This window comes from Paenibacillus terrae HPL-003 (assembly GCF_000235585.1).
Taxonomy (GTDB): domain Bacteria; phylum Bacillota; class Bacilli; order Paenibacillales; family Paenibacillaceae; genus Paenibacillus; species Paenibacillus terrae_B.
Genome location: NC_016641.1, coordinates 4,011,682 through 4,035,889 on the forward strand (window position 1 = coordinate 4,011,682; position 24,208 = coordinate 4,035,889).

Consider the following 24,208-nt stretch of genomic DNA (forward strand, 5'->3'; position numbering starts at 1 on the left):
GTGCGTGGATTGAAATAACAAGGAGCCTGGCTTAACACGAATGTAAAGTCGCACTCTATGTGAGTGCGTGGATTGAAATAAACGCTATTGCCCGGCCCCGGTATGATCCGTCATGTCGCACTCTATGTGAGTGCGTGGATTGAAATATCGTAGGCCGTGACGGTCATCTGACCCATGCTGTCGAGTCGCACTCTATGTGAGTGCGTGGATTGAAATAATCTGAACCTCTGTTTTTACATAGGATTTTTCTGTCGCACTCTATGTGAGTGCGTAGACTGAAATTAATTGTGGGTGAATATCTATCGACTCTGCAAGTCGCACTTATATAGAGTACGTGATTGAAAAGAGGCCGTCGCCGCATTACTTGGTCGCAAGTGATAATGAATTAGTTCCGCGAAGGGGGGAGATGGACATTTTATGCGGTTTGGTGGGAACGGCAGAGGTTCAGTACAATTCCATTTTGGATAAACTGATCTTAAAGCAAAAAAAGATTTTTATTTCCGTGGACGCCATAAGTGCCCGCTGTTAAATCATGCGGATGCTTTGTCATTTTTTGCCTATACACTGTTGTCCAACGATATGAAGTCGGCTCTGGAGGCTTATGGAAAGCCCACTCATTTTATAAGGTGCGAATGTGAAGCTCACATAAAAACCCCGGGTCCTTCGCACCTCGAAATTTGTCGAAAAGTATTAGATTATCTATCTTTCCGTAAAAGTCAATAGTTAATCCAAGCTTATTGGGCATCAGTTTTTGCGACAATGTGTGAAATTGATGTCACTAGGGTATGAATTACTGCATTTTCGCTGTCGCACTCCATATGAGTGCGTGGATTGAAATAGCTTTTTTTGCTATGATTTGGGCCTCTTGATTTTCGTCGCACTCCATATGAGTGCGTGGATTGAAATAGCTTTTCGAGCATAGCCTTCAGGTAATCAAGTAGTCGCACTCCATATGAGTGCGTGGATTGAAATAACCAACTTTTTACGGTACTTATTGAGCGTATCTCGGGTCGCACTCCATATGAGTGCGTGGATTGAAATTGATATTTTGCCTATTAAAGTCAATCAGGTTTTAGGGTCGCACTCCATATGAGTGCGTGGATTGAAATTGTTGGGTAGGGTAAGAGGCTGTTATACCTCAAAGTCGCACTCCATATGAGTGCGTGGATTGAAATTCTAATACACCACCCACATTCATACCATTTTTATAGTCGCACTCCATATGAGTGCGTGGATTGAAATCGGAAAAATCGCAGGATGCTCAAAGGTGATTTTATGTCGCACTCCATATGAGTGCGTGGATTGAAATGCGAAGTAACAAGCACCATCTTTTCGTCTGATGGGTCGCACTCCATATGAGTGCGTGGATTGAAATCTTTTGCATATCACGAAAATTGAAAGTGCTCTTAGGTCGCACTCCATATGAGTGCGTGGATTGAAATCTTTGACAGCTTCGCACAGCACTTCGCCTTTCGGTCGCACTCCATATGAGTGCGTGGATTGAAATCGCGGAACAGGTCTTGAGAGCAATGAGTATAGACGTCGCACTCCATATGAGTGCGTGGATTGAAATATTGGAAATTCGCGAAATACTTTGATCTCTTTGCGTCGCACTCCATATGAGTGCGTGGATTGAAATCAGATACTGCACAAGGCATCGTAGATGATTATATGTCGCACTCCATATGAGTGCGTGGATTGAAATTGTTTGAAATTTGACATGATTTATCGTCTCCTTAAAGTCGCACTCCATATGAGTGCGTGGATTGAAATCTGATTTTATTGATAGTAGCTTGATCCACGATCTAGTCGCACTCCATATGAGTGCGTGGATTGAAATCTGATTTTATTGATAGTAGCTTGATCCACGATCTAGTCGCACTCCATATGAGTGCGTGGATTGAAATTAGAAAGTTTAGAGGAGTACGATTTGCCCTCGGAGTCGCACTCTATATGAGTGCGTGGATGATATGAAAAAAGACGGTTTGTCCGTAAGCTTTGTCGTGTAATGGAAGGTATAAATTACAACTGAGTTAATTTTTTTAACGGATTCCTCATTCGACAAATTCCTCCTTACTTTTATGCAACAATTACTTAATATTTACAGTGTTTGAAGTATAAATTAAGGGGGGAGTATTTTTATGAGGATTTCCATGAGAATGTTAGTTTCTTTTGTGGCATCGGTATTACTCTGCTCAACTGCTAGTAGCGACCTGACCCTGTCACCTGTATGCCATGAGTAAGTTTCTAAAGCGTTATGCAGCGATTTTGTTGGGGTATGCAATAGGAATAGGGTTATTTTACGCTTTAGGATATAAGATGAGTGCTATGGGTATCTATGTAATTTTGGCTGGAACAGTGATTGGAGAAATAATCAATTTCGCATTATCAAAGCGAGAGAAATAAACCTATTTACCCCTTGATTGATCAAAATCAGGGGATTTTTTATTAAATTAAAAAGGACCAATCGAATGTCCCATTTGCTACTTGTTTCACAGTGTCACTTTATGTGTGATTTATGCATAAATTTTATTTTAACATTAGTTGCATAATATATTGACAGATGGTTAATTTTGGAGAATAATAAAGTATGTTTTTAAAAATTATGGAATTTTTATATGAAGGGTGGTTATGACTTGAAGCATACACCTACGATTTCGGCAGAGTTTGAGGATTATTTAAAACAAAATGACATGACATTGGGTCAATTTGCGGAATATTCAGGGGTTCATCAAAGAACGCTTAGTAGTTGGATTACTCAGCATCGCCCTGTTTCCGTACAGCAGCTTGACCGAATCACTGTGGCTATGGAGTTACCAGCGGGCTACTTCTACGATCTATACATAGAAAATTACATTATAGAACGTTCCCCGAATATGTGCCGAATTGAGCCGTTGTTATATCGTTGTGCGGAGCTGGACAAGTTGGATGCGATCCGAAGAATGGTTGGAGCAATCATGGACAAGTTATTGTACTCTCCCAGACTATTTGATATTGCAGAAGCATTATTTGCACAGGGGCAACATGCTGCCGCACTGCTGCTCTATGAGAGTGTAGCAGAAGGGGAGAAGTACCAGCACTCCGAGCGCTTGGCAGTTTGTCAGTATCGTATATTCACGATTCAGGTTGGAGACGATCAAAGTCTTAATCTCAAGGCGGCTACACTGTTTGAACCTTTTGTGGAACGTCTGGATGAAATAGATCAGCTTGATGCATTGAAGGATTTGGCTAACGTGTACAGGTCTTTGCGTAATTGGGACAAGGTCGATGAAATGGCGAGAAAAATGAGAAATAAAGCGGAAATCCAATATACTATTAAACATCAAGAGAAGAGTCGAGAACGAAGTGAGTCTGCTAAGAAGCTAAGCCGTCCCATGTTTGTGTATATCACCTATGCCGATTTACTGTGTTCAGGTGTCTGTGAGACTCAAGGCGATTATCAACAAGCTCTTCAATATACATACGCCTACGCTAATTTAGATTGGGTCAAAGAGACGGACGAGGATACCAAACACTGGATCGGCTTGTTTCAACATTGGGCAGAAGGTAATACTTACGCATATAAGCTTTTGTCGGGAGATATAAGTGTGCTGAACGATTATGTTGAATACATTGCTGCAGCGTCAGATACCACTGAAAAAGAAATCGTTACAAAACTGTTGAACTTAATGTTTGCTGCTAACCGATATCAAGTTGATGTGGATGACATACTTAAGCAGTTCGAAACGGAGATTGATTTTATTACTCAACAGCAACCATCTGCTGATATGTACACTCATCAAGTGGTTCCAGAACAATCAACGCGTTTTAAATTTGAACTGGCTAAATACCACTTAAATAGTGGGAATTACTTATATGGCTTCAAATACTTGCTAGACGTTTTATCCAAATCATTAGACATTAATAAAGAGGCCTTTTTCATTAGCTGCATAAGATTATTTGAGCAGTTCAAACAATTTGCAGACATTAGATTGTGTACAAAGTACGAAAATTTAGTTAGAGAAGGGAGAAAAGAAAGACTATTTTATTATTAGTACTAATTAATAATTTCTCAGTATTGATTCCAAGCGCCGCATGTAAAAAACATTGAAAAGTCGGGTCTATAAGCTGAACTATAAAATGTATATGGAAAACGAGGTAAGCGGAATGGTGCTGTACAAGCGGAGCGGTCGTTTTTATCCCCGGATTTCTACCTAATTACAGGCTTTATTCGAGAAATCCGGGGACGGTGGCGATGGGAAGCACCATCCGACTGCGCAGTGGCACAATAAGTTACTTTTAAGTTCAGCTTGAAGGAGCTTAGTATCATTTGAAATAAACATAAATCTCCAAAAAGTGCTCTGGAATGTTCCAGAAGCACTTTTTTTGTCGAGCAAATTTTAAAAAAGTCCAAAAACTGACGTTTTGCATTAGGATATGACACAGAAGGAGGAATCATGCTGATGATGAATCAAGGTGTGACTTTACTTCGTGTCGAACGGGCCAGAAAAAGATTGTACCAAGTCCAGAAAAAATATGGATTTTTAACGCATCCCAAAGTGATTGAACAATCCAGGAAACTGGATGATCTATTGAATCAATACCAAACGTGCAAATCAAGACCCTAGCTAATGAGTGCATTGCGCGCTGCTGTAAGAAGAATGCAAAACCCCATTTCTATGATTTGGACAAAACTTAACCTGGAGGTCATGATGTTGAAAAGACGTAATCCTGTAACCCCTTTTGGGTGGCAGATCAAACAGAAACTGGTCGAGAAACAAATAGATCAGAAAACATTTTGTGTTACATATCATATTCCAGCTAGTCGATTATCCAATCTCATCCACGGAACACGGAAGGCCAAAAAGTATAGGAAACAAGTATCCGAATTGCTTGGAATAGAAGAATAATACTCCCCTCTTTTCTCCGCGAATGCAGGACATCATCATGATATTTATGCTACAGTGACGAAGGACCCCCATTTTATGCTTAAATAGGGTTGTACATAGAATGTTTATACGGAGTTGAGTTGATCTATGGGAATGTTCTCCAGAATGGCTGAGCAGAAGATTGTGGAGGCGATGGCGAAAGGCGAGTTTGATAATCTGGCAGGAGCAGGCAAGCCTCTGGTTATTGAGGATTTATCGCATGTTCCTGAGGAGCTGCGAATGTCCTACAAGATACTGAAAAATGCGAACATTTTACCGGAGGAGCTTCAGTTGCAAAAGGAATGTGTCCAGCTGCGTGATCTGCTTCATGCTTGTCATGAGGCAGGGGAGCGTGAGCGTCAAATAGGCCCCACCTAGAAGTCAGATGGAAGCCCGCGTATGATGGATGAGAGTATTAAGGCATGCGACAGGTATCTGGTAATGAAGAGGACCAGGGCATATGCGGTTTAAGCGTTTCCGAAGCTTGGAGATAAGGGAGCTGCGGTAATTGCTCAAATAGCGACAGCTTGCGTCGGTTAGGTTTTTCCATTCCGGGAGATTTGGGGATTATGGGTTTTGATAATACGGAAGTCGCTCACTTGCTTGATTTGACAACGATTGACTATCCTGTTGTTCAGCAAGCTGAGAATGCATTTTCCATTTTGCAAAATAGGTGGAATAACACGAACAATGGACTAAATACTTTATCATACAAGTTAGTTGAGCGAAAATCGCTTAACGCAATATCTTTACTGGCTGCTTTGTTACTGGTGCTGTCTTACGTAGTGTCCTGTAATCTAAATAAAAAGAACACCTCATCCAAATCCATGGACGACGTGTCTTTTTTCGGTACTTATTGATATCTTTTATTTTAATTCATTCATAAATCCCCTGAAATTTTCCACGATTTCTTTGGATCGGGTATAGTGCAAATAGTGCTCTCCTTCAAATGTCATCACTTTTCCATGTACCGAGTTTTTTATTTGCTCCTCATGAAGAGGTATCCAATTTTCCGTTTCGGTATCATTTGCTTGTAAAAAGAAAATAACAGGAAGATCTTTGGGGAAGAACAAGTTCTCAACTGCTTTGAAATTAGGACCGAAATTTTCGCCTTCATTCAGGTTGTTCGGATTAAACGTATTTTTGAGTGAAAGCATTCTAATTTGTTCTCTGGTTTCATCATCAACATCGGGTGCAATCAGTTGATCAGGGGCCAGTTTCATTAACAATCGGTAGAATCCTGATTTTTTAAGCAGTTTGTACGTTTCAGCTGGGAATGGATCATCGTTACCTCCCTGCGTTGGGACACTGCTTTCAATGCCGACAAAGGAAGTTACTTCGTTTGGATATTTGTTCACATAATCCAGTCCGTATATCCCTGAAATGGAGTGAGCCATGAGCGTGTAACGTTGAATACCAAGTTGCTGTAACGCTTCATGAATTTCACTAACCATATTTTCCGTAGTACGCTCTTTTTCAGTAATGTCACTTAATCCATAACCGAAAGGTTCAATGACAACGACTTTGTAAAATGGAGATAGCTCATCGATGAGCGGTTTGAAATCAAGGGCTGGGGCGGGTGTTCCATACCCAGGAAGCAATACCACCGTTTCTTTGCCTTTTCCTTGAATCAACACATTCATGTTTTTCCCGTCAACCGCTACAAACTGGCCATAAGGTTTTATTTTCCCTTCTTCCGATTTGTTGCTAAATACATTAACAATAAAGACAGTCGCAATAAATAATGCAAAAGCGATAACGATCGCACCAAATATTTTGAGCAAAATGATTAATATTTTTTTCATCATGATGGTTCTCTCCTGTTGAGTTCGTTTACTTTTTTAATGAAATTTGAAATTGGGAACCAGCCTCACCTGCAAATACAATACGGCCGTTCTCTGGTAAAACAACAACATTCTTACCGCTGACCACGCTGTGATTAATACAAATTCCGTTCTGATCATAGATAGCAAAGGCTCCATTTGCAGGTAACTTCACTGTCATGACTTTTCCTTTCGCAGTAGCGGGTACCGAAAACCATTTGGCATGTCCATCTGCTTGAATGGTTGTTGCGGATTGTTTACCCGAATAGATTGGTTTCACCATTTCCTCACTGGCGAATACATAACCTGAAAATGTAAGATACTCTCCTCCGTTCTTTTTGGAGAAATGAATGTCCATCGTTTCTCGTCCGGCAGTACCCGGAATCTGCAATTGATTGGCTGCTTCGTTGGCTCCAATAATTTTATTATTGGACATATACCCTGGATTCTCTTTATTCATATGAATAGGCAGGATCGATGTAGCATTAAGATAGAGCATTGATGTGTATTTCGCATTCACCAGATAATATTTTTTACCATCGCGCTTTGCCCATGCAGCGTTAATCTCCTTGGGTAATGTATTGGCTTTGAGCTTCTCCGCATTATATTCTGAGAAAGCCACCTGTCCGAGTCCTGGAACGGAGATATAAGATCGAGACCACAGGTAGGTATTCCCATTTTTCTCCACAACGAATTTCAACTTTTCTGTACCATCATCACTCACAAAAGTACCATCTGATGTATAGGTGTATTCTTGAACCGGATTACTTGGAGCCGTGAGAGAGGAGACCGTCATTTGTCCAGCCTTATTTATTTTGATCTTCGTAACTGAATTATTGCCACCATATATCCCTGCAAACTTGGAGATTTCTTTAGGCATATCAGCCTTCACAGGTACACCAAATGATTTTTCCGGTTTCCGTTCTTTAATAATGCCCTTTTCTTCAAGTGCGCTAAGTAATAACTCACTCGCAATGAATTGATTGGTTATGCTTGCTCCGCCTGAAGAGATCACGGCTGCAGCCATGTTGTATTCCGGAAGTACGACGAGTGAAGAATGATAAGATAACGTATCTCCACCTTTCGTAACAGCCTTGATGCCGTAGTCACTGAATGGGAACAAGTCCACACTATCCCACCCTAATCCGTAAGACATAGAAGAATCACTATCCTCTGGCCACATGCCTCTTCTGTATTCTTTTTGCTCCATGGCTTCTACCGACTTGTTGGAAAGAATCCCTTTGACCTCTCCTGTGAAGATTTGCGAAAATTTCACCAGATCCTTAGCGGTGGAATATATGCCTCCTGAAGCAATGATATTATAATTCTCGTGTGGAAGCTGCCCCTTATACAAAGGAGAGTAGATTCCCGCCATTTCTCCCGTATTAACTATATCCTGTGGTGTTTTGGTATGATTCATTTTCAGAGGCTCTGTAAAATATTTGTGTATAAATGCCGTAAAGCTCATACCAGTGACTCTCTCAACCAGAATTTCAGCTAATGTAAATCCATCGTTAGAGTACACCGAATACGCACCTGGCTCTGTCTTCAGATTCTGGGTCGCCAATTGATCCAAAAAGGTATCATGTGCATAGGTATCATTGTCCCCATACAGTATAGCACTACCGCTAGAGGTTCCGAGAAGCCCGGCCGAATGATTCAGCAACATACGGGGTGTAATCTGTTTGTATCGTTTATCTTTCATTGTAAAATCAGGCATATAGTTCACAACAGGCACATCCAAATCGATCTTGCCTTCATCAACCAGCTTCATTACAGCGGCTGTAAGCATCATTTTACTGGTTGAACCAATGCCATAGATCGTGTTCGTAGTAAGAGGTACCTTGTCGTTTAGATCGTTCTTCCCCGTTTGACCGGACACCATAATCTCTCCACCATCAATGAGCGCATATTGCAGACTCGTCGTACCGTACGTCTCGGTCAGTAATTTGGCTTTTTCGATCACGGTTTTCTTCGTTGTCTCATACGTAAGGTTGCTGTTGTTATTTATGGCAGTCGGTGCGGCCATTGCAGACATTGGAGCAAGTATCGTCAGCATGAGAGTCACAGCAGCTATAGTATTTCTTTTTCTTGCTGTCCTCACACTCATCTTTGTTACCTCTCTTGGTTTCACTGTTGCATCCACTCCTGTCTTCATTATTATGCTAGGCCACCTTAACGTGGGCGCTAAAGACAGTATAACTAACCAAAATGTCCCCCTAATGACTACAGTATGAACGGAGGATGAACAGGCCAAAAAAGTTTGCATCATCACATGCAAGAAGGTTTATACATGGTGTCATAGCCTAGAGAAGGCATGAAATCCAATCATCCTGCTGGTGTTGTGATTGGCAAGATGACTATGAAGGTCGTTCCTCGTCCGTATTCGCTCTCCACCCGGATGTCCCCTTGATGAAGCGATACGATCTGCTTTACAATAGCCAGTCCCATACCACTGCCTTCATATTTCTGGCTGTGGGAACGATCAGCTTTAAAGAATCGGTCAAATATACGCTTTTGGTCTTCCGGGAGAATACCAATACCCGAATCCGATATACGGACCGTCACGTTCTTGATACTCTGTTTGATCCTGACGCTAATTCGGGCACCATCTTTGGAAAATTTGATGCCATTGCCGAGGATATTGATCCACACCTGATTTAACTGGTCATGATCGGCCGTGATTTTGGTGGGCTGCAAATCAAGATCGAACTGAATGTTGCGGGCTGACCATTGGGGTTGAATAGCGACGATTACTCGTCTGATCTGTTCATCCAGACTGAGCGTGGCGAGCCGCATTTGCAATGACTGAGATTCAAGCAAACTCAGCTTTAGCAGACTATCACTTATTTTGGACATCCGTGCAGTCTCAGTGATGATAATGTCGAGATAAGAGCTTCGATCGTCATCCGGGATGTCTACCTGCTTGAGCGCTATAGCAAAACCGGAAATGGAAGTGAGGGGAGACTGAACTTCATGGGACACGTTTGCTACGAATTCCCTGCGCATCTGCTCAAGCTGCTGTAGATCGTGCATCATTTCTTCGAAGCTGCGAGCCAAAGTACCTATCTCACCCTTTTGTTTAATATTAAGCTTGACGTTGAAATCTCCAGCAGCTATAAGCCGGGTAGCTTCTGTCAACTTTTTGATCGGTCTCACCAGAAACATAGCCGCAATTAGTATCAATAGGCTGCCTGCTATTAACGAACAAATCAAAAAAGTTACAACAAACTTGATGAGAAATGAGGTGGAAGAGGAAGTGAGGGGCTCTACAAACATTGCTTTGCTTCCCATTTCAGTTTTTATCGGCAATCCCAAGAAGATCGTATCGATCCCATTGACTTGGACCCTTCCCCCATCCAGCACTTTCTTCACTTGTTCCGTAGTCACTGGGAAAGGATGTTGTCCTCTAAGTTCTCCGTAGGATTGGAATTGATCCGTTGCTTTATAGATTCGAATGTGGTAGGAATTGAGTTGCTTCATTTCACTTATAAACATTTCTGCTTCATGTAACGGCAATGTCTCGTAGATGCGGACGATATCCTGGCCAAAGTCAAGCAAGGTGATTTGCAGGTTTTCGTTTAATTTATCTTGAAATATCCAGGTTGCAGCAAAAAAAGCAATGATTGTGCCCCCGATCACGGAGACTAGAAAGGTCAGGACTACGCGTGTATATAAGGAACCGATCACTCCTGCACCTCAAGCCGGTAGCCAAGTCCGCGTACCGTTTCGATACGAAAATCGGAGATAGCCGCGAAACGTTCGCGTAGGCGTTTAATATGTACGTCTATCGTTCGATCATCGCCAGTATAATTAATCCCCCAAACTTGATCGATTAATTGCTCCCGCGTATAGACTTGTCCCGGTAATCCAGCAAGTTTATACAATAATTCGAACTCCTTAAGCGGCAAGGTGAACGACTCTGTACCTCTCATGACCTTATAAGTCTGCCGGTTCAGAATGACGTTGCCTAACTGGATCGTCTGCGTTAAACCTATACGGTATCTTTTCAACAGTGCCTTAACGCGAGCCATCAACTCAAGCGGATCGAATGGCTTCGTCAAATAGTCATCTGTCCCGAGCTGGAATGCTTGTACTTTCTCCCAGGTTTCGCTTCTAGCCGTCAACATTAGTAACGGAAGATCAGGATTGGCTCTTCGAAGTTCCTCGCATAATGCCCAACCGTCCATGACCGGCATCATAATATCAAGAATGACCAAATCGACTGGCGTGGAGGTATAGATGGCCAGTGCTTCCTTTCCGTCTGCAGCGTTGATAGTTGCAAATCCGTCGTTGCGCAAAAATAAACAGACAAGTTTGCGAATGTTCGCATCGTCGTCAGCGACCAATATCGTAGGCATCGTTTCCACTCTCCTAAAAAAGAATATTTCTTCGGTTGTGCAAGAACGAAGAATGTCTAAATTATGCTACCTCATTGGCTGAAATCATACAACAGTGTTTATGTGAGAAATGATCCCATTAAGTTGTTTTTGGCCTGCCCGGTCGCAGCCCAGATCGCATCCACGGCAGTGTGTCGGTCACTTACATGAAACCAGAAGCCCCTAAAGACAATTAAAAGCTACTCAATGCCATGCTTTGAGTAGCTCGTACAGATTCACCCTGGCGTGATTTGCCAGAATATTACGATATCTGATCTTCGGTGCCGTCCTCTTAACTTATTTCGTGTCATCTTCTACAAGTTCTTTAGCGCTTACTTCTATGGGATTCAATATATAAAAAATCGTCCACAAGTCATTCTTATGGACGATACTGCTTTTTTTTGGAACATTAAATTTTTGTATAGCGGAGTGTTCAAACTTGATTGTAGTTGAGTCCAAAGCCGAGGGAAAAGCAGGATTAGATACATGGAATTCTTCGGCATAGAGGTGAACTTTGTGTGCGGAGTTACAGACTTAAATTGTTAGGTGCAAGTTACGTGAGCGTCAAATAGGCCCCACCTAGAAGTCAGATGGAAGCCCGCGTATGATGGATGAGAGTATTAAGGCATGCGACAGGTATCTGGTAATGAAGAGGACCAGGGCATATGCGGTTTAAGCGTCCGAAGCTTGGAGATAAGGGAGCTGCGGTAATTGCTCAAATAGGTACTTGAGGTACCGGAACGGATGCAGTCCGTTCTCTTTCGCTGTTTCAATCACGCTGTATACTGCTGCACTAGCTTTTGCGCCCTGAGGTGTATTCGCAAAAAGCCAGTTCTTTCGCCCGATCACAAACGGTTTGATCGACCTCTCACTCCGGTTGTTGTCGATCTCCAACCTACCGTCTTTCAGAAACGCTGTCAGCTTATCCCATTGGTTTAAGCTATAGGCAATCGCCTGGCCCAGCAGACTTTTAGGCATCGTCCGAGATTTCTGCTGACGCAGCCACACATGGTACGCTTCCAACACGGGGCGGCTTCGCTCTGCTCGGGCCTTGTGACGTTCGCCCGGCGAGGCCTCTTTCAGCTCCCGTTCCAGTGTAAAGAGCTGGTTGCAATACGCCAGACCTTGCGCGGCCACCGTTTCAGGATTGCCCTTAGCCTCCGGCGATGCTTTCAACGCCTCGTCATATTTACGCCGTGCATGCCGCTTCTGCTGTCCCAGACGAAACTGCTCCTCGTACCATTTGAGCTTAGCCGAAAGTTCGGTATTTTGTTGCTCCAGCTTTTCATTTTGCTACTGGAGTTGTGCCAGGGTGAGGGATTCCGTTTCGTTCTTCATCTGTTTTTCTTTCGACAAGCCAAGGGGATTTCCTGCCAAACGGAGAAAGGTTTTTCAAATGGCGACTTCGGGCGATATCGCCGGGTGGGCCTGCCTTTGCTCGGGTGACAGACCATCAAGTAGCCATCGCAATTCTCGCTGCGTCAGGCTCAGTGGGGAACTGCCGCCGGCAGGCCACTGAAAGGTTCCGCGTTCCAAACGACGGTAGTAAAGCCAAAAGCTAGCGTGATCCCAATGCAAGATCTTGAGCTTATCCCGTCTGCGATTACAAAAGACAAACCATGCTGTGGAGAAGGGACTCAGCGCAAACTGTTCCTGAACAATGGCCGCCAAGCCGTCAATGGATTTACGCATGTCTGTGGAGCCACAGGCCAAATAGACCTGTGAAGCTGATGCGAAATTCAGCATAGGAGATCGAGCGCAGCGACCACATCGCGAAGCAACTGTGGTTCAAAGCCTGGAAGGACAACAATTCGTGCAGCACCAACTTGCACCCATAAAGGCTCATGCTGCGAATGTTGGACGGCCACAGCACGGAAGGTCGTAGAAGTTTCCGTTAATTTCACTTTTGGAGATTTATACAGCCAATATTTCAACTGATGCACTTTCAGATTTTCTTGGGCACACCAGGCCTGCATCGTTTGCCCACTTTTCTGGAAGGCTGCAATGTGTCTTGCCCATATTTCCTGTCCCGTCTCTTTCATGAATGGTCCATCCTCTCGATCTATGATGGACTCATTGTGACAGCCTTTACTTCCTTTGAACAGGTGGGTCAGATTTGACGCTTACAGGGGAGCAACAGCGGATCAGTCGCAGGCTGACTGAAAAATCACTTCGTCTCCGCATGCTACTGGAGGAAAGAGGACTGAATATTTCGTCTGTATTTTATGAATATGAGTCGGCTGTGCGCAAGCGGTTGGAGGAATAGGAGCGAAAGGAGCAAAGGACGGAACGTCCTTGCCCGTATGCTTGAGCACTATTGTCGATAACAGCGTTAACGCTGCAAAGCGGACAGCTTCCTGAGAAATTGCTCCGTCAGGATGACTGGCTCCTTGGGCAGCTTGTCCAGATGAAAACCATTGATCCAATCAGCCGCCTTCACAGGCTCTGGGGAATCCAGCAGTTCGGAAAAATAGGCGAGCCAGCCAATTACAGTTTCCGGTATTATTCCCTGCCGACGCATCGCCCGAAGTGCCACTCCGCCGTGTCGTTTGGCCAACCGCCGTCCGTCTGGTCCCAAGACGAGAGGAACGTGTGCGAAACGTGGTGGCTGCAAGCCCAGTGCTTTGTACAGCAATAGCTGACGGGGAGTCGAATCCAGAAGATCATAACCGCGCAGTACATCGGTAATATGCATATCCGCATCATCGACAACGACGGCCAGCTGATAGGAGAACATACCATCTGCCCGTTTAACGATAAAATCGCCTCCATCTGCGACACGTCCCCGAATAGACTGGTCCTTCACCAGAAAGTCCATGCGGAGCACTGGCGGCGGCCACAATGTTCTCCCGGCTGCAAAAACAAGGGTACAGCAAATCCTGCCCCTGTAGTTTCTCCAATGCAGCCTGGAAGCGTTCCAGTCGCTCGCTTTGGGTGTAGGGACCGTAGGGACCGCCTATATCCGGTTCTTCGTCCCATTCCAGACCGATCCAGCGCAAATCTTCCATAATTCCTTGGGCCAATGGGCTGCGAGCCCGCGTCATATCAATGTCCTCGATACGTAAAATATAGGTTCCGCCCAGGGAACGAACGTGCAGCCATGACAACAACACGGTGCGGGCGTTTCCCAAGTGTATCCATCCCGATGGTGTTGGAGCAAATCTCCCTCTGATGGGTTGGTCCTGTAATTCCATACGAAAGTTACCTCGTTTCATTGTCCCGGAGTTATATAAAACATCTTTCTAAATGCACGTGTGAACGTTTCTTGAGACTGGAACTGATATTTTATGAGGGAAAGATCAAAACTTGCACCTTCAAGCTCTCTGTTAGGGCACATCACCTCATGCCTATGCGCTATTTCTCCCGTTCTTCTGTGACTTCCTGCCGCTAAAACCTCGGTTTTACAAACTTTAACGTCCGCATAACATATCCCGCACCGTCCTCCTGCATACTTAGTGATGCCAAATCAAGATAGTGGGGGGCTTAAAAGCATGCTGCAACTTCACACATTACTGTCGGGTAGCCGACAGAATCATATTGTTTTTTCTCTTATACTGGGCTTGGGTTCGTCGATGAAAGCAGCCAGGCTGCGCTTGGTGTGCAGAAGTGGAGGCGGATGCGGCAATGCTTGATTTAGCGGCAAAGACTGTATCTTCCAGGCCGAAAGCGCCGAAGCGCTCCATCGATTCCGTGTATGCCCTGCACCGCAAATACGGAACCTTGCGGAGGTTCCCGAAGGGCTCGTTTGTCTTTACCAAAGGAAGCGTTCCTGTCGGCTCCTATTTCATCGAAAACGGATTGCTCAAGGTATGCCAATTTACCGAGGAAGGACGGGATGTAACCTTTTTCATCCGAAAAACCGGGGACGCCTTCGGGTTTGCGGAAATTGTCCTGGGGCAAAATCATCCCTGCTACGCTCAGTGTCTGCACGACAGCCAGATTTGGGTGCTTGACGCGGCCATCATTCAGGAAAAAATCCATTCAGATCATGAGGTCATGAGCGACATCCTGTATACGATGACCGATCGGCTCATTCATCATCAAAGCACGGTTGAACTATTGATTTCCAAGCCTGTGCCGTGGAGGCTCGCCTGGCTTCTCCAGCAATTGGGCACACCTGTTGGCGATGGCGATTCCAGAATCGACCTGGTACTGAACCATGAGGAAATATCCAACATGATCGGATGCAGCCGGCAGACGGTCTCGGAATTGCTGAGCAAATGGAAGGCCCAGGGCATCATCAGCTATGACCGGAAGCATATTGTGCTCCACAATGTACAAGCGATATTCGGTGCCGGCGGCATGAATTGACCTTGTACAGGTATCAAACAGAGAAAGTAGTGGAATCCATTGTCGAGAATTATTTTGGATACGGATATCGGAACCAACGCGGACGATGCGGTGGCGCTCGCCTTCGCTCTTAAATCAACAGAAATCCGTATTGAAGGCATCACCACCGTCTACGGAAAAGTCCGGACCCGCGCGCAAATTGCGCAAAAAGTGCTGGATCTGTGCGGAGCCGGGCATATCCCGGTATGTCCCGGGATCGAATTACCGCTCCTGCGCAACCGTCCGCTACTCAGAGCAGGAATCGAGGGAAAAGGCTTGCATCTGGAAGAAAGCGGAAGCAAGTTTGACAGGCATGCGGTCGATTTCATCGTGCAGACTGTAATGGAGCATCCTGGAGAAATTACGCTTGTCATGATCGGTCCGCATACGAACGTTGCGGCGGCCATGATCCGGGAGCCCCGTATTGCCGAGTGTGTGAAACAGATTGTCATGATGGGCGGCGTCACCCGTCTTGCTCCTAACGGCAGCGACTTGTCCCCTGTCGAGCATAATATCCAATGTGATCCGGAAGCGGCAGCGATTGTTTTTTCAAGCGGCGCGCCCATCCTGATGCTTGGTCTGGACGTGACCCGGCAAGCCATGTTTTCCAGGGAAGAAGCTGACCTCATGGGGAGTAGCGGAACTCCGCTGGCGGGAACCCTTGTGCGGATGATGCATGATTTTATGGACTACATGCAGCGAGATTTTTCGTATATGTGCGACCCGCTCGCCATCGCTGTGCTCATTGATCCTACATTGATCCGCACCAAACGGATGGACATCCGGGTCCAGTATGAACGCGGAGAATTTTCCGGACAAACGATCGCCGAGGCATGCGCAGACGGGAATGTGGAAACAGCGCTTGAGGTTGATACTGCCCGTTTTTTTGAACTGCTGAACCACAGATTGTTTTTGCGGGATAAAGCCCTGCTTTAAAAAAGCATACTCACTAAAACATCAATCGTTAAATCATAAATCGAGGTGGAACGTACATGATTTCCAAACAACCGGCAAAACGCTTTGCCGCCTGGTGTGCGCCTATGTTGGCGGCAACCGTCCTTTTTACAGGCTGTTCCCAAGGAGCGGGCACATCTGCAGATTCTTTAAGCTCAAACGGGCAAGGCTCCTCCACCCCTTCGGCAGCAACGGAGATTTCATTTGAAGCCTACTCCAATTACGAGAAGCCGCTCACGAAGGTGGTTGAAGCTTTTGAACAGCAAAATCCGAACATCAAAGTCAAAATGAATCTCGTTCCGATTGACCAATTGACAGAAACGATCGAAATCAAGCTCAGCTCCAAAGCCAAGGATTTGGACGTGATGTTTGTCGATACCCCGCTGGTCATGAACTATTCCGTGAAAGGCTATCTGGAGCCGCTGGATTCTCTGATCCCAGCCGACGCCAAGGCCAAATGGACGAAATCCGCGGTGGAGACGGTGTCGTACAAAGACGAGCTCATGGCCGCGCCTATGAACAGCTCCAGCCAGGTGCTTTACTACAATAAAGATATTTTTAAAAAGAAAGGCATTCCTTTCCCGGACGCTGACAAGCGTATGACGTGGGAGGAAGTTCGGGATTTGGCGAAACAGCTGACTTCGGATAACGTATACGGGTTTTCCTTTGAGCAGGTGGACAAAGCGTACCAGCTTTTGGCCCTGTCGGATAGCCTGGGTGCCAAAATGCTCAGCGACGATGGACTGATGTCCAGCGGCTACTCGAATTCGCCGGAGGCCGTGAAGGCCTTCCAATTTTACGCGGACCTGTTCAACAAGGACAAAGTCAGCCCGAAAATCAAAAAAGAAGAATCCATCGACTATTTTACATCCGGCAAAGTGGCGATGTTCGTGTCCACCAACCAGAACATGCCGAAGATCAGGGATTCCGGCTTGAACTTTGGCGTCACGCTGCATCCGTATTTCGCGGGTCAGAAAGTAGCCACGCCGACCGGGGCATGGAACGTGGGTATCTCCAAATATTCCGAGCACAAAGAGGCATCCGCCAAGTTCATTGAATTTCTGACGCTGGGCGAAGGAGCAAAAATCCTGTTTGAAGAAGGAGGCACGCTGCCTCCACAGATCGACCTGCTTAATTCCATCGACACCGATCCGAAATATAAGCAGCTCCCTGACAATGTCATCCGCATTGCTGCCAAGGAATCGCGCGAAACTGCCGTTTCCCGTCCCAAAACACCCGGTTACCTGGAATGGGAAAAGAATATGAACAAAGCGTTTGAAGATATGAAAAACGGTGCCGATCCGCAAAAAGCGCTGGATGATGCCGTCAACGTCATAGATAACCAATTGAAAAAATATAAGGGTGTAGCAGCAAATTGATCGCATTCGGGGGAACGAAAGGCTGAGCCCGGTTCCCCCTTTTTTCCTTCAAGAGGATGCCAGCGGTCCTTCCTGATCCTGAATCTGATTGCTGCAAAAGGTGAATGTATGAAACTGAAAAAAAATATTGGCTCGATCCTGCTCTTTCTGCTACCTACCCTTGCCGGGCTGTTTCTGTTTAAGCTGTATCCCATCTTCAGTGCTTTAGTGCAAAGCCTATACACGACACAATTTTTTACAGGCGAAAAAAGCTTCGTCGGATTGCAGAACTACCAATCCTTGTTCGTAGACCCCGTGTTCTGGAATTCACTGAAGGTGACGCTGGTGTTCAATCTGATCATTAACCCGCTGCAAATTGTGCTGGCCTTCGCACTGGCGATGCTGTTAAATACGAAAATCAAGCGGATAGCTTTCTTTCGCGGCATTCATTTCGTACCTGTCGCCGTATCTGTCCCGACCGCCTGCGTCTTATGGAACATTATGCTCAGCCCCGAACAAGGCGTCGTGAATTCGATCCTGGTTGCGCTGGGATTGGACCCACAGCCGTTTTTGGGCAGCAGCACCCAGGCGCTCGGCTCCATTATCGCGATTGCGTCATGGAAGGGTGTTGGCTACTGGGCGCTGTTCCTGCTGGCCGGGCTCCAGGAGATTCCCGGTTCGCTGCTTGAGGCCTCCTCTCTGGACGGAGCGAGCCGCTGGAAGCAATTTATCCATGTGATCCTTCCGCTTATGAAACGCCCGCTCACCTTTATCGTCGTGGCCGTGACGACGGCGAATTTCCTGCTGTTTTCACCGATGTACATTTTGACCAAAGGCGGGCCTGAAAACAGTACGAATGTGCTGATGCTTGAAAGCTTCAATAACGCTTTTCTATATTCCGATATGGGTAGATCGTACGCGATTATGGTCATTTTGCTGCTGATTACGCTAACTGTTGTCGCCCTGCAGTTCAAGTGGCTGCGGACCTCCCATTAGAAAGGATTTCAACGTGAACCGATTTACCCGTTCTCATCTGTTGTTGTATGCCGTACACATCGTTCTGGCGCTGCTGGTGCTGCTGCCGCTGGCGTTTGCCTTCGTTTCGTCGTTCCGTCCGTTGGAGGACATTTATAAATACATGTCGCCGATCACCTGGAAAACGTTTTGGCCGTCCAATTTTACATGGGGAGCTTATCAAATGCTGTTTACGGAGCGAGGGTTCGGACAAATTTTTCTGAACACGTTTTTTGTCGGGGCAGCCAACGTGATTGGCGGGCTTTTACTTGGCTCCATGGCCGCGTTCGCATTCGTATATTTTGAGTTTCGCGGAAAAACGCTGCTGTTTCTGCTGGTGCTGCTCACCTTCATGATTCCGTTCGAGGTCATCTCCATCCCGTTGTACAGCCTTGTCAACAGCCTGGGCTGGGTGGACACCTATGCGGGCATCATCATTCCCGGCATAGCCAACGGACTGGTCATCTTTCTGTTCCGTCAGTTTTTTCTCGAACTGCCGACGTCCCTGGTGGAATCTGCCCGCATGGACGGGGCCTCCTGGCTGCGGGTATACACTCGAATCGTTATGCCGCTCTGCAAGCCCGTTACCGTCAGCGCCAGCTTGCTTATTTTTATTCAGCAGTGGGAATCGTTCCTGTGGCCACTCATCGTGACGCGCTCGAAGGAGTATAAAGTGATTCAGGTCGCGCTGAGCGACTTCGTTACCGAATACGCCACCTACTGGAATGAAATGTTCGCGGCCGTCATTTTGTCCATCCTCCTCCCCGTGGTGCTGCTGCTTCCACTGCAGCGCTATTATGTGCAGGGGATTGCCAATACGGGATCGAAGGAGTAGGACGCTCCGAGAACGAACCATTCCTCCAATCGCTGTTGCCCCGAATTTCATACTATTTTTTTAGCGGTAGAAATTCGGGGACAAAGGCGACTACACATTAATAAGTGAATTGCTCAATGTATCAAGCAACTGTATACTATTTTCAATAGAAATATTCCGACTCTGACCATTTTGGGAACTTTTCTTGGAGGGGATCGTGTGAAGCGAAATTGGGAGCTGGACAAGTGTCATTCAATACATAGTAAAGCAGATCGAAACCCCAGCGGAACTGTATGCACAATACGATTGGAATTAGATTCACGCATCTGCGTATCATTGGAGAGATTGCATTGACAGATAAACAACTGCCTATCATTCAAATTATACCCGAGCTTAAAAATGCACTGCAATCTCATCCGGCTGCCGTATTGATTGCACAGCCGGGAGCAGGGAAAACAACGGTTACGCCGCTGGAGCTGCTGCATGAGTCGTGGCTGGTGGGGCAAAAAATGTTGATGCTAGAGCCAAGGCGTTTGGCGGCACGTGCAGCAGCGGCGCAAATGGCGAAAGCGCTGGGTGAACAAACCGGGCAGACGGTGGGCTACCGGGTTCGCATGGACACAAAAGTAGGGCTGAATACGCGGATTGAAGTAGTTACTGAGGGCGTGCTGACCCGGATGCTGCAAAATGATCAGGCGTTGGAGGGGATCGGACTGATCATTTTTGATGAGTTTCATGAACGTAGCCTGCATGCAGATTTAGGGCTGGCGCTTGCTCTGCAAAGTCAGGCACTCCTGCGGCCGGATTTAAAAATATTGATCATGTCTGCCACACTGGAGGCCGAGCCTGTATGTCGTTTATTGGGGGACGCTCCATTGCTGGAATGTCCGGGCATGGTATTTCCGGTAGAGACTCTTCATATGTCCAAGCCTTCATCGGCCACATTAGAATCCTTTACGGCTGAGACGGTAGACAAGGCGCTTCATGCTCATGAAGGCGATCTGCTGGTATTTCTCCCGGGGGCCAGAGAAATTCATAGAACGGAACGTGAGCTGGCTTCAAGGAAATTGCCTGCACACGTCAAGGTGATTCCGCTGTATGGCAGTATGAAGCTGGAGCAGCAGGATGAAGCGATACGCCCGTCGGCTGACGGCAGCCGAAAAGTCGTATTGGCAACCTCAATTGCCGAGTCCAGCTTGACGATAGCCGGGATTACGGTAGTGATAGACAGCGGGCTGTCGCGGGAATCCGTTTTCTCCGCGAGAACCGGCATGAGCCGTTTGACCACCGCCAAGGTGTCCAAAGCCTCCGCCGATCAGCGGCGCGGCCGGGCGGGCCGCCTTCAGCCGGGCGTATGCTACCGGCTATGGAGCGCGCAGGAACACGCCGCGCTCCCCGATGCCAGCCGCCCGGAAATCGCGGCAGCGGATCTGGCTCCGCTCGCGCTGGAGCTAGCCGCCTGGGGCGTCCGCGAGCCGGCCGAGCTGGCCTGGCTGGATGCCCCGCCTGAGGCGGCGTACCGCCAGGCCACGGGCCTGCTGCGCCAGCTCGGCTGCCTGGATGCCGCAGCCGATGGCACGGCAGGCGGCATCACCGCGCACGGGCGCGAGGTGTCCGCGCTGGGCGCGCACCCGCGCCTCGGGCACATGCTGCTGCGCGCGGCCAACCTCGGCCTGGCGGCAACTGCCAGCCGCCTCGCTGCGCTGCTGCAAGAGCGGGACCCGTTCCGCAACCATGGCGGAACGGATTTGCGCCCGCGGCTGGACGCCCTGCGCGAGGCGGCTCACGCCCGCAGCACGCACAGCCTGCTGCGGGCGGCAGACGATACGGTGATTCGCCGTATCGTGCAGGAGAGTCGGCAGCTATTAGCCACGCTGCCGAAAGCAGCCGCAGGGCAGGACGAGCCTGACGGCTCCGGGGCCTGCGGGCTGCTGCTGGCCTTTGCGTATCCGGATCGGATCGCGCAGGGCCGGGGGGATGGCCGCTTTTTGCTTAGCGGCGGCAGGGGTGCGCGACTCCGACAGGTGGAGTGGATGTCGCGCTCGTCGTACCTCGTCGCCGCCGAAGTGGACGACGAGGGGGCAGACGGTGCCATTCAACTGGCGGCACCGATAGAACTGCAAGAGCTGATCGAGCATTGCAGCGAATTGTTGCTGGAGAAAGCGAACGTATACTGGGACAGCTCAGCGTCAGCAGTAAGGGCCCGTAAGGTATTACAGCTGGGCTCACTCGTTTTAAAGGAAACGTCCTATGAGCGTCCTCCGACAGAGGAAATAGCTGTCGCCTTGATGCAGGGTGTCCGTGAACGCGGTCTAAAGCTGCTGTCCTGGAATCGGCAAACCCGCCAGTTGCAGGCGCGTTTGATTTTTATGCACTTCTCGGCACCCAAGGATTGGCCAGACAGCACCGAACCAGCGTTACTGGATTCACTGGACTCGTGGCTGTTGCCTTTTGCCCTTGGAGCCAAAAATGTATCCGATCTGCAACGGCTGGACGGTGCTGCATTGCTGCTGGGCAGACTGGATTGGGAACAACGGCAGCAGCTTGAGCAGGAAGCGCCGACGCATATCCGTGTGCCCAGCGGTTCCCGTATTCCTGTCGATTATTCGAATCCCGAGGCACCTGCGCTGGCAGTGCGGCTGCAAGAGTTGTTCGGTATGCGGGATACGCCACGTATTGGACGCGGACACGTGCCGATCGTGCTGCATCTGCTGTCACCTGCACAACGACCTGTACAGGTAACTTCCGACTTGTCCAGCTTCTGGAGCGAGGCTTATTTTGAAGTCAAAAAGGATCTAAAGGGCAGATATCCCAAGCATTATTGGCCGGACGATCCGTTGGAAGCCGTGGCGACCCACAGAGCAAAGCCAAAGCGTTAGACAGCAGCAGTTCTCCCCGAAAGGGAAGGCTGCTGCTTTTGCTTGCTTGCTTGCATTGGCACGTTTATCCTTCTATGTATTTTTACAGAATTGTCGTTATAATAGATTTATATATTGCTAGACGTAACAGGAGAGTGACATGAGTCAAAAAGAGAGAATTTCCGAAGTCGCTTTGTTGAGAGGGCTGGCTTTTGCCGCCGTTGTTCTTCAGCATTCTGTCGCACATTACGCAGTTGCGCAGGGGGCGCGCATTCAGGACGGAGTTTTGATGACCCTTTTACTGCTGTGTTCCAAATTTGCGGTTCCGGTGTTTGTGTTTATCACCGGTATGGTGTTATTTTACAATTATGATGGCCCCTTAAAGTACGGAACGTTTTTACGTAAAAGATTCATGGACATCATCGTGCCTTATATCATATGGTCTCTTTTATACGAATTGGGAAATCAGCTTGTTCAAAGTGGAGGGCATCTTCACCCGCTAGATTTTTTTCAGAAGCTTTTGAATGGGAAAAGCAGCTATCATCTGTGGTATATCGTGATGATTATCCAGTGTTATATACTATTTCCAGTTTTTCGTTATGCCGTTCGCCGTTTGTCAGCGTTATTGCCGTCAAGATGGCGACCCGCTGCATTGGCTGGAGTCGGCGTGGTGTACATCTTGCTCATGCTCGCGGTGGGACCGATGTACCGATTGATGGATGGACTCCAGCTTCCGGTGGTTACTTCCTGGTTCACCATCTATGCTGACCGTAATGTGATTTACTTTTTCTTTTATTTTGTGCTAGGCGCGGCAGCCGGGCTGAATGTCCGGCGCTGGAATGCTTGGGTAACCAAGGCGCAAATCGTATACTGGCCGCTGTTTATTGTCATTACAGGCTACTTGCTGTATGAGATGATCGGTCTGTTTCAGACGCCGAGAGGCACTGTTCTTTCCTTTAACTACTTGTCTCTGCTGCGTCCGGTCATGGCTGTATATTGTGTCACGTCTATTTTTGTCGCTTACCGTGTGGCCACGTGGATTGCTCATAAGGGCGGGCGTGTGGCGGGGTTGCTGACTGCCATCGGGACATTGTCCTATGGAGCGTATCTGATGCACGCCTTTATGCTGCGTGTCACGTACTCTTTTGACGAGGCGCTGTTTGCAGACTGGAGCCTGATTCTTCGCACGCTGGCTTCGTTCGTCCTTTGTATGGTCTTTTCCGTTGCGGGTACGTGGCTGTTGGCACGTTTGCCTCTGGGAAAATGGATTGTGGGGCTTCGAGTTCGTCCACGCCCGGCCGGAAGCCCGCCAGCCTTGCAAAAGCAAGCCTGATTTGGTAATCCCAATCACATATGTTCACAAAAAGTATCCCGAAGCCCATGTAACAAGGCCCAGGGATACTTTTATTTCTCGGTTGGTTTACAAAATTTAAGTGGAGGTTTCAAAGGAGATACCGTGGTTGGGAACGATGTTTGGATAGGCTACAATGCTACCATTATGCCTGGAGTTCATATAGGAGATGGAGCGATCAGAATGTATTCCTGTGTTGACAAGTAACGATACGGATGCCTTAAAGAAATTAAGTAAGTCTTCCTAATTTGCAGCTCTATTTTGTAGTCTTTATTATATTATTTCAGTATATGAAAAATTCATAATAGAAAAAGACAGAATCACGGACCGCCACTTCGCCCACTATCTCCCACCGCTTCATTTTATATCTCCCGCCAACTTTAAACAGGTCACAAGAGAGAAATTGAAAATCCCCCGATCA

Annotated in this window: 19 protein-coding genes, 4 pseudogenes and 2 CRISPR repeat arrays (1 of these 25 cut by a window edge); of the genes and pseudogenes, 15 read left to right on the plus strand and 8 right to left on the minus strand. The window is 47.2% G+C overall.

The window, feature by feature from the left end; translation table 11 throughout:
• Positions 1-283: direct repeats of the CRISPR family, unit length 32 nt (it extends 486 nt beyond the left edge of the window).
• A 523-nt stretch (positions 284-806) separates the two neighbouring features.
• A CRISPR array of direct repeats spans positions 807-1,973; the repeat unit is 32 nt; unit sequence GTCGCACTCCATATGAGTGCGTGGATTGAAAT.
• Between the two features lie 663 nt (positions 1,974-2,636).
• From HPL003_RS18320 to HPL003_RS18335, 5 genes and pseudogenes are all read left to right on the plus strand, one after another.
• On the plus strand, positions 2,637-4,034 hold the full coding sequence (locus tag HPL003_RS18320) for a helix-turn-helix domain-containing protein (protein WP_148267405.1): 1,398 nt from the start codon (positions 2,637-2,639) through the stop codon (positions 4,032-4,034).
• A gap of 411 nt (positions 4,035-4,445) precedes the next feature.
• Complete coding sequence (locus tag HPL003_RS27745) at positions 4,446-4,607, plus strand: aspartyl-phosphate phosphatase Spo0E family protein (RefSeq protein ID WP_420795088.1); 162 nt, start codon at positions 4,446-4,448, stop codon at positions 4,605-4,607.
• Between the two features lie 87 nt (positions 4,608-4,694).
• A complete protein-coding gene (locus HPL003_RS29905) occupies positions 4,695-4,889 on the plus strand; it encodes a Rha family transcriptional regulator (protein ID WP_081473797.1) in 195 nt (64 codons plus the stop codon).
• 126 nt (positions 4,890-5,015) lie between these two features.
• Positions 5,016-5,267: pseudogene (locus HPL003_RS18330) on the plus strand (DnaJ family domain-containing protein); the annotation flags it as partial.
• A 167-nt stretch (positions 5,268-5,434) separates the two neighbouring features.
• Positions 5,435-5,767: a substrate-binding domain-containing protein gene (locus HPL003_RS18335; RefSeq protein WP_274378180.1), complete on the plus strand. Its 333-nt coding sequence runs from the start codon at positions 5,435-5,437 to the stop codon at positions 5,765-5,767.
• 6 nt (positions 5,768-5,773) lie between these two features.
• Here HPL003_RS18335 and HPL003_RS18340 read toward each other — a convergent pair whose 3' ends face one another.
• From HPL003_RS18340 to tnpA, 7 genes and pseudogenes are all read right to left on the minus strand, one after another.
• The gene (locus HPL003_RS18340) at positions 5,774-6,715 is read right to left on the minus strand and encodes an alpha/beta hydrolase (RefSeq protein WP_014281214.1); all 942 of its coding nucleotides are present in this window, start codon (positions 6,713-6,715) and stop codon (positions 5,774-5,776) included.
• A 25-nt stretch (positions 6,716-6,740) separates the two neighbouring features.
• The gene (locus HPL003_RS18345; protein ID WP_043922796.1) at positions 6,741-8,840 is read right to left on the minus strand and encodes a serine hydrolase domain-containing protein; all 2,100 of its coding nucleotides are present in this window, start codon (positions 8,838-8,840) and stop codon (positions 6,741-6,743) included.
• Positions 8,841-9,058: 218 nt separating this feature from the next.
• Entirely contained in the window at positions 9,059-10,420 is a 1,362-nt protein-coding gene (locus HPL003_RS18350; protein WP_014281216.1) for a sensor histidine kinase, read from the minus strand.
• The gene (locus tag HPL003_RS18355; protein ID WP_014281217.1) at positions 10,417-11,091 is read right to left on the minus strand and encodes a response regulator transcription factor; all 675 of its coding nucleotides are present in this window, start codon (positions 11,089-11,091) and stop codon (positions 10,417-10,419) included. Before HPL003_RS18355 ends, HPL003_RS18350 begins: the two co-directional genes overlap by 4 nt.
• A 638-nt stretch (positions 11,092-11,729) precedes the next feature.
• Positions 11,730-12,312: pseudogene (gene tnpC, locus HPL003_RS18360) on the minus strand (IS66 family transposase); the annotation flags it as partial.
• Between the two features lie 189 nt (positions 12,313-12,501).
• Entirely contained in the window at positions 12,502-12,855 is a 354-nt protein-coding gene (gene tnpB / locus HPL003_RS30580) for an IS66 family insertion sequence element accessory protein TnpB (RefSeq protein WP_014281219.1), read from the minus strand.
• Positions 12,849-13,151 carry an IS66 family insertion sequence element accessory protein TnpA gene (tnpA, locus tag HPL003_RS18370; protein ID WP_014281220.1) on the minus strand — a complete coding sequence of 101 codons (303 nt, stop codon included), beginning with the start codon at positions 13,149-13,151 and terminating at the stop codon, positions 12,849-12,851. The genes tnpB and tnpA overlap by 7 nt, the downstream gene beginning before the upstream one ends.
• A 74-nt stretch (positions 13,152-13,225) precedes the next feature.
• Between tnpA and HPL003_RS18375 the strand changes: the two genes are divergently transcribed.
• Positions 13,226-13,375: a hypothetical protein gene (locus HPL003_RS18375; RefSeq protein ID WP_014281221.1), complete on the plus strand. Its 150-nt coding sequence runs from the start codon at positions 13,226-13,228 to the stop codon at positions 13,373-13,375.
• Between the two features lie 66 nt (positions 13,376-13,441).
• Here the strand turns inward: HPL003_RS18375 and HPL003_RS18380 are convergent.
• Positions 13,442-14,303, minus strand: a pseudogene (locus HPL003_RS18380) (glutamate--tRNA ligase family protein).
• Positions 14,304-14,600: 297 nt separating this feature from the next.
• Here HPL003_RS18380 and HPL003_RS28920 point away from each other — a divergent pair.
• From HPL003_RS28920 to HPL003_RS28605, 9 genes and pseudogenes are all read left to right on the plus strand, one after another.
• Positions 14,601-14,741: a hypothetical protein gene (locus HPL003_RS28920; RefSeq protein WP_158308741.1), complete on the plus strand. Its 141-nt coding sequence runs from the start codon at positions 14,601-14,603 to the stop codon at positions 14,739-14,741.
• Positions 14,734-15,420, plus strand: a complete 687-nt coding sequence (locus tag HPL003_RS18385) for a Crp/Fnr family transcriptional regulator (protein WP_014281222.1) — start codon at positions 14,734-14,736, stop codon at positions 15,418-15,420. Before HPL003_RS28920 ends, HPL003_RS18385 begins: the two co-directional genes overlap by 8 nt.
• Positions 15,421-15,459: 39 nt before the next feature.
• Positions 15,460-16,374: a nucleoside hydrolase gene (locus tag HPL003_RS18390; RefSeq protein ID WP_014281223.1), complete on the plus strand. Its 915-nt coding sequence runs from the start codon at positions 15,460-15,462 to the stop codon at positions 16,372-16,374.
• Positions 16,375-16,430: 56 nt separating this feature from the next.
• Complete coding sequence (locus HPL003_RS18395; protein ID WP_014281224.1) at positions 16,431-17,771, plus strand: sugar ABC transporter substrate-binding protein; 1,341 nt, start codon at positions 16,431-16,433, stop codon at positions 17,769-17,771.
• Positions 17,772-17,879: 108 nt separating this feature from the next.
• Positions 17,880-18,746 carry a carbohydrate ABC transporter permease gene (locus HPL003_RS18400; RefSeq protein ID WP_014281225.1) on the plus strand — a complete coding sequence of 289 codons (867 nt, stop codon included), beginning with the start codon at positions 17,880-17,882 and terminating at the stop codon, positions 18,744-18,746.
• 13 nt (positions 18,747-18,759) lie between these two features.
• Positions 18,760-19,599 (plus strand): carbohydrate ABC transporter permease, encoded by an 840-nt coding sequence (locus HPL003_RS18405; RefSeq protein ID WP_014281226.1) that lies wholly within the window; start codon positions 18,760-18,762, stop codon positions 19,597-19,599.
• Between the two features lie 329 nt (positions 19,600-19,928).
• A complete protein-coding gene (hrpB, locus tag HPL003_RS18410; RefSeq protein ID WP_043922436.1) occupies positions 19,929-22,457 on the plus strand; it encodes an ATP-dependent helicase HrpB in 2,529 nt (842 codons plus the stop codon).
• A gap of 139 nt (positions 22,458-22,596) precedes the next feature.
• Positions 22,597-23,769, plus strand: a complete 1,173-nt coding sequence (locus tag HPL003_RS18415; protein WP_014281228.1) for an acyltransferase — start codon at positions 22,597-22,599, stop codon at positions 23,767-23,769.
• 111 nt (positions 23,770-23,880) lie between these two features.
• Positions 23,881-23,967, plus strand: a pseudogene (locus HPL003_RS28605) (chloramphenicol acetyltransferase); the annotation flags it as partial.
• Positions 23,968-24,208 lie beyond the last annotated feature (241 nt).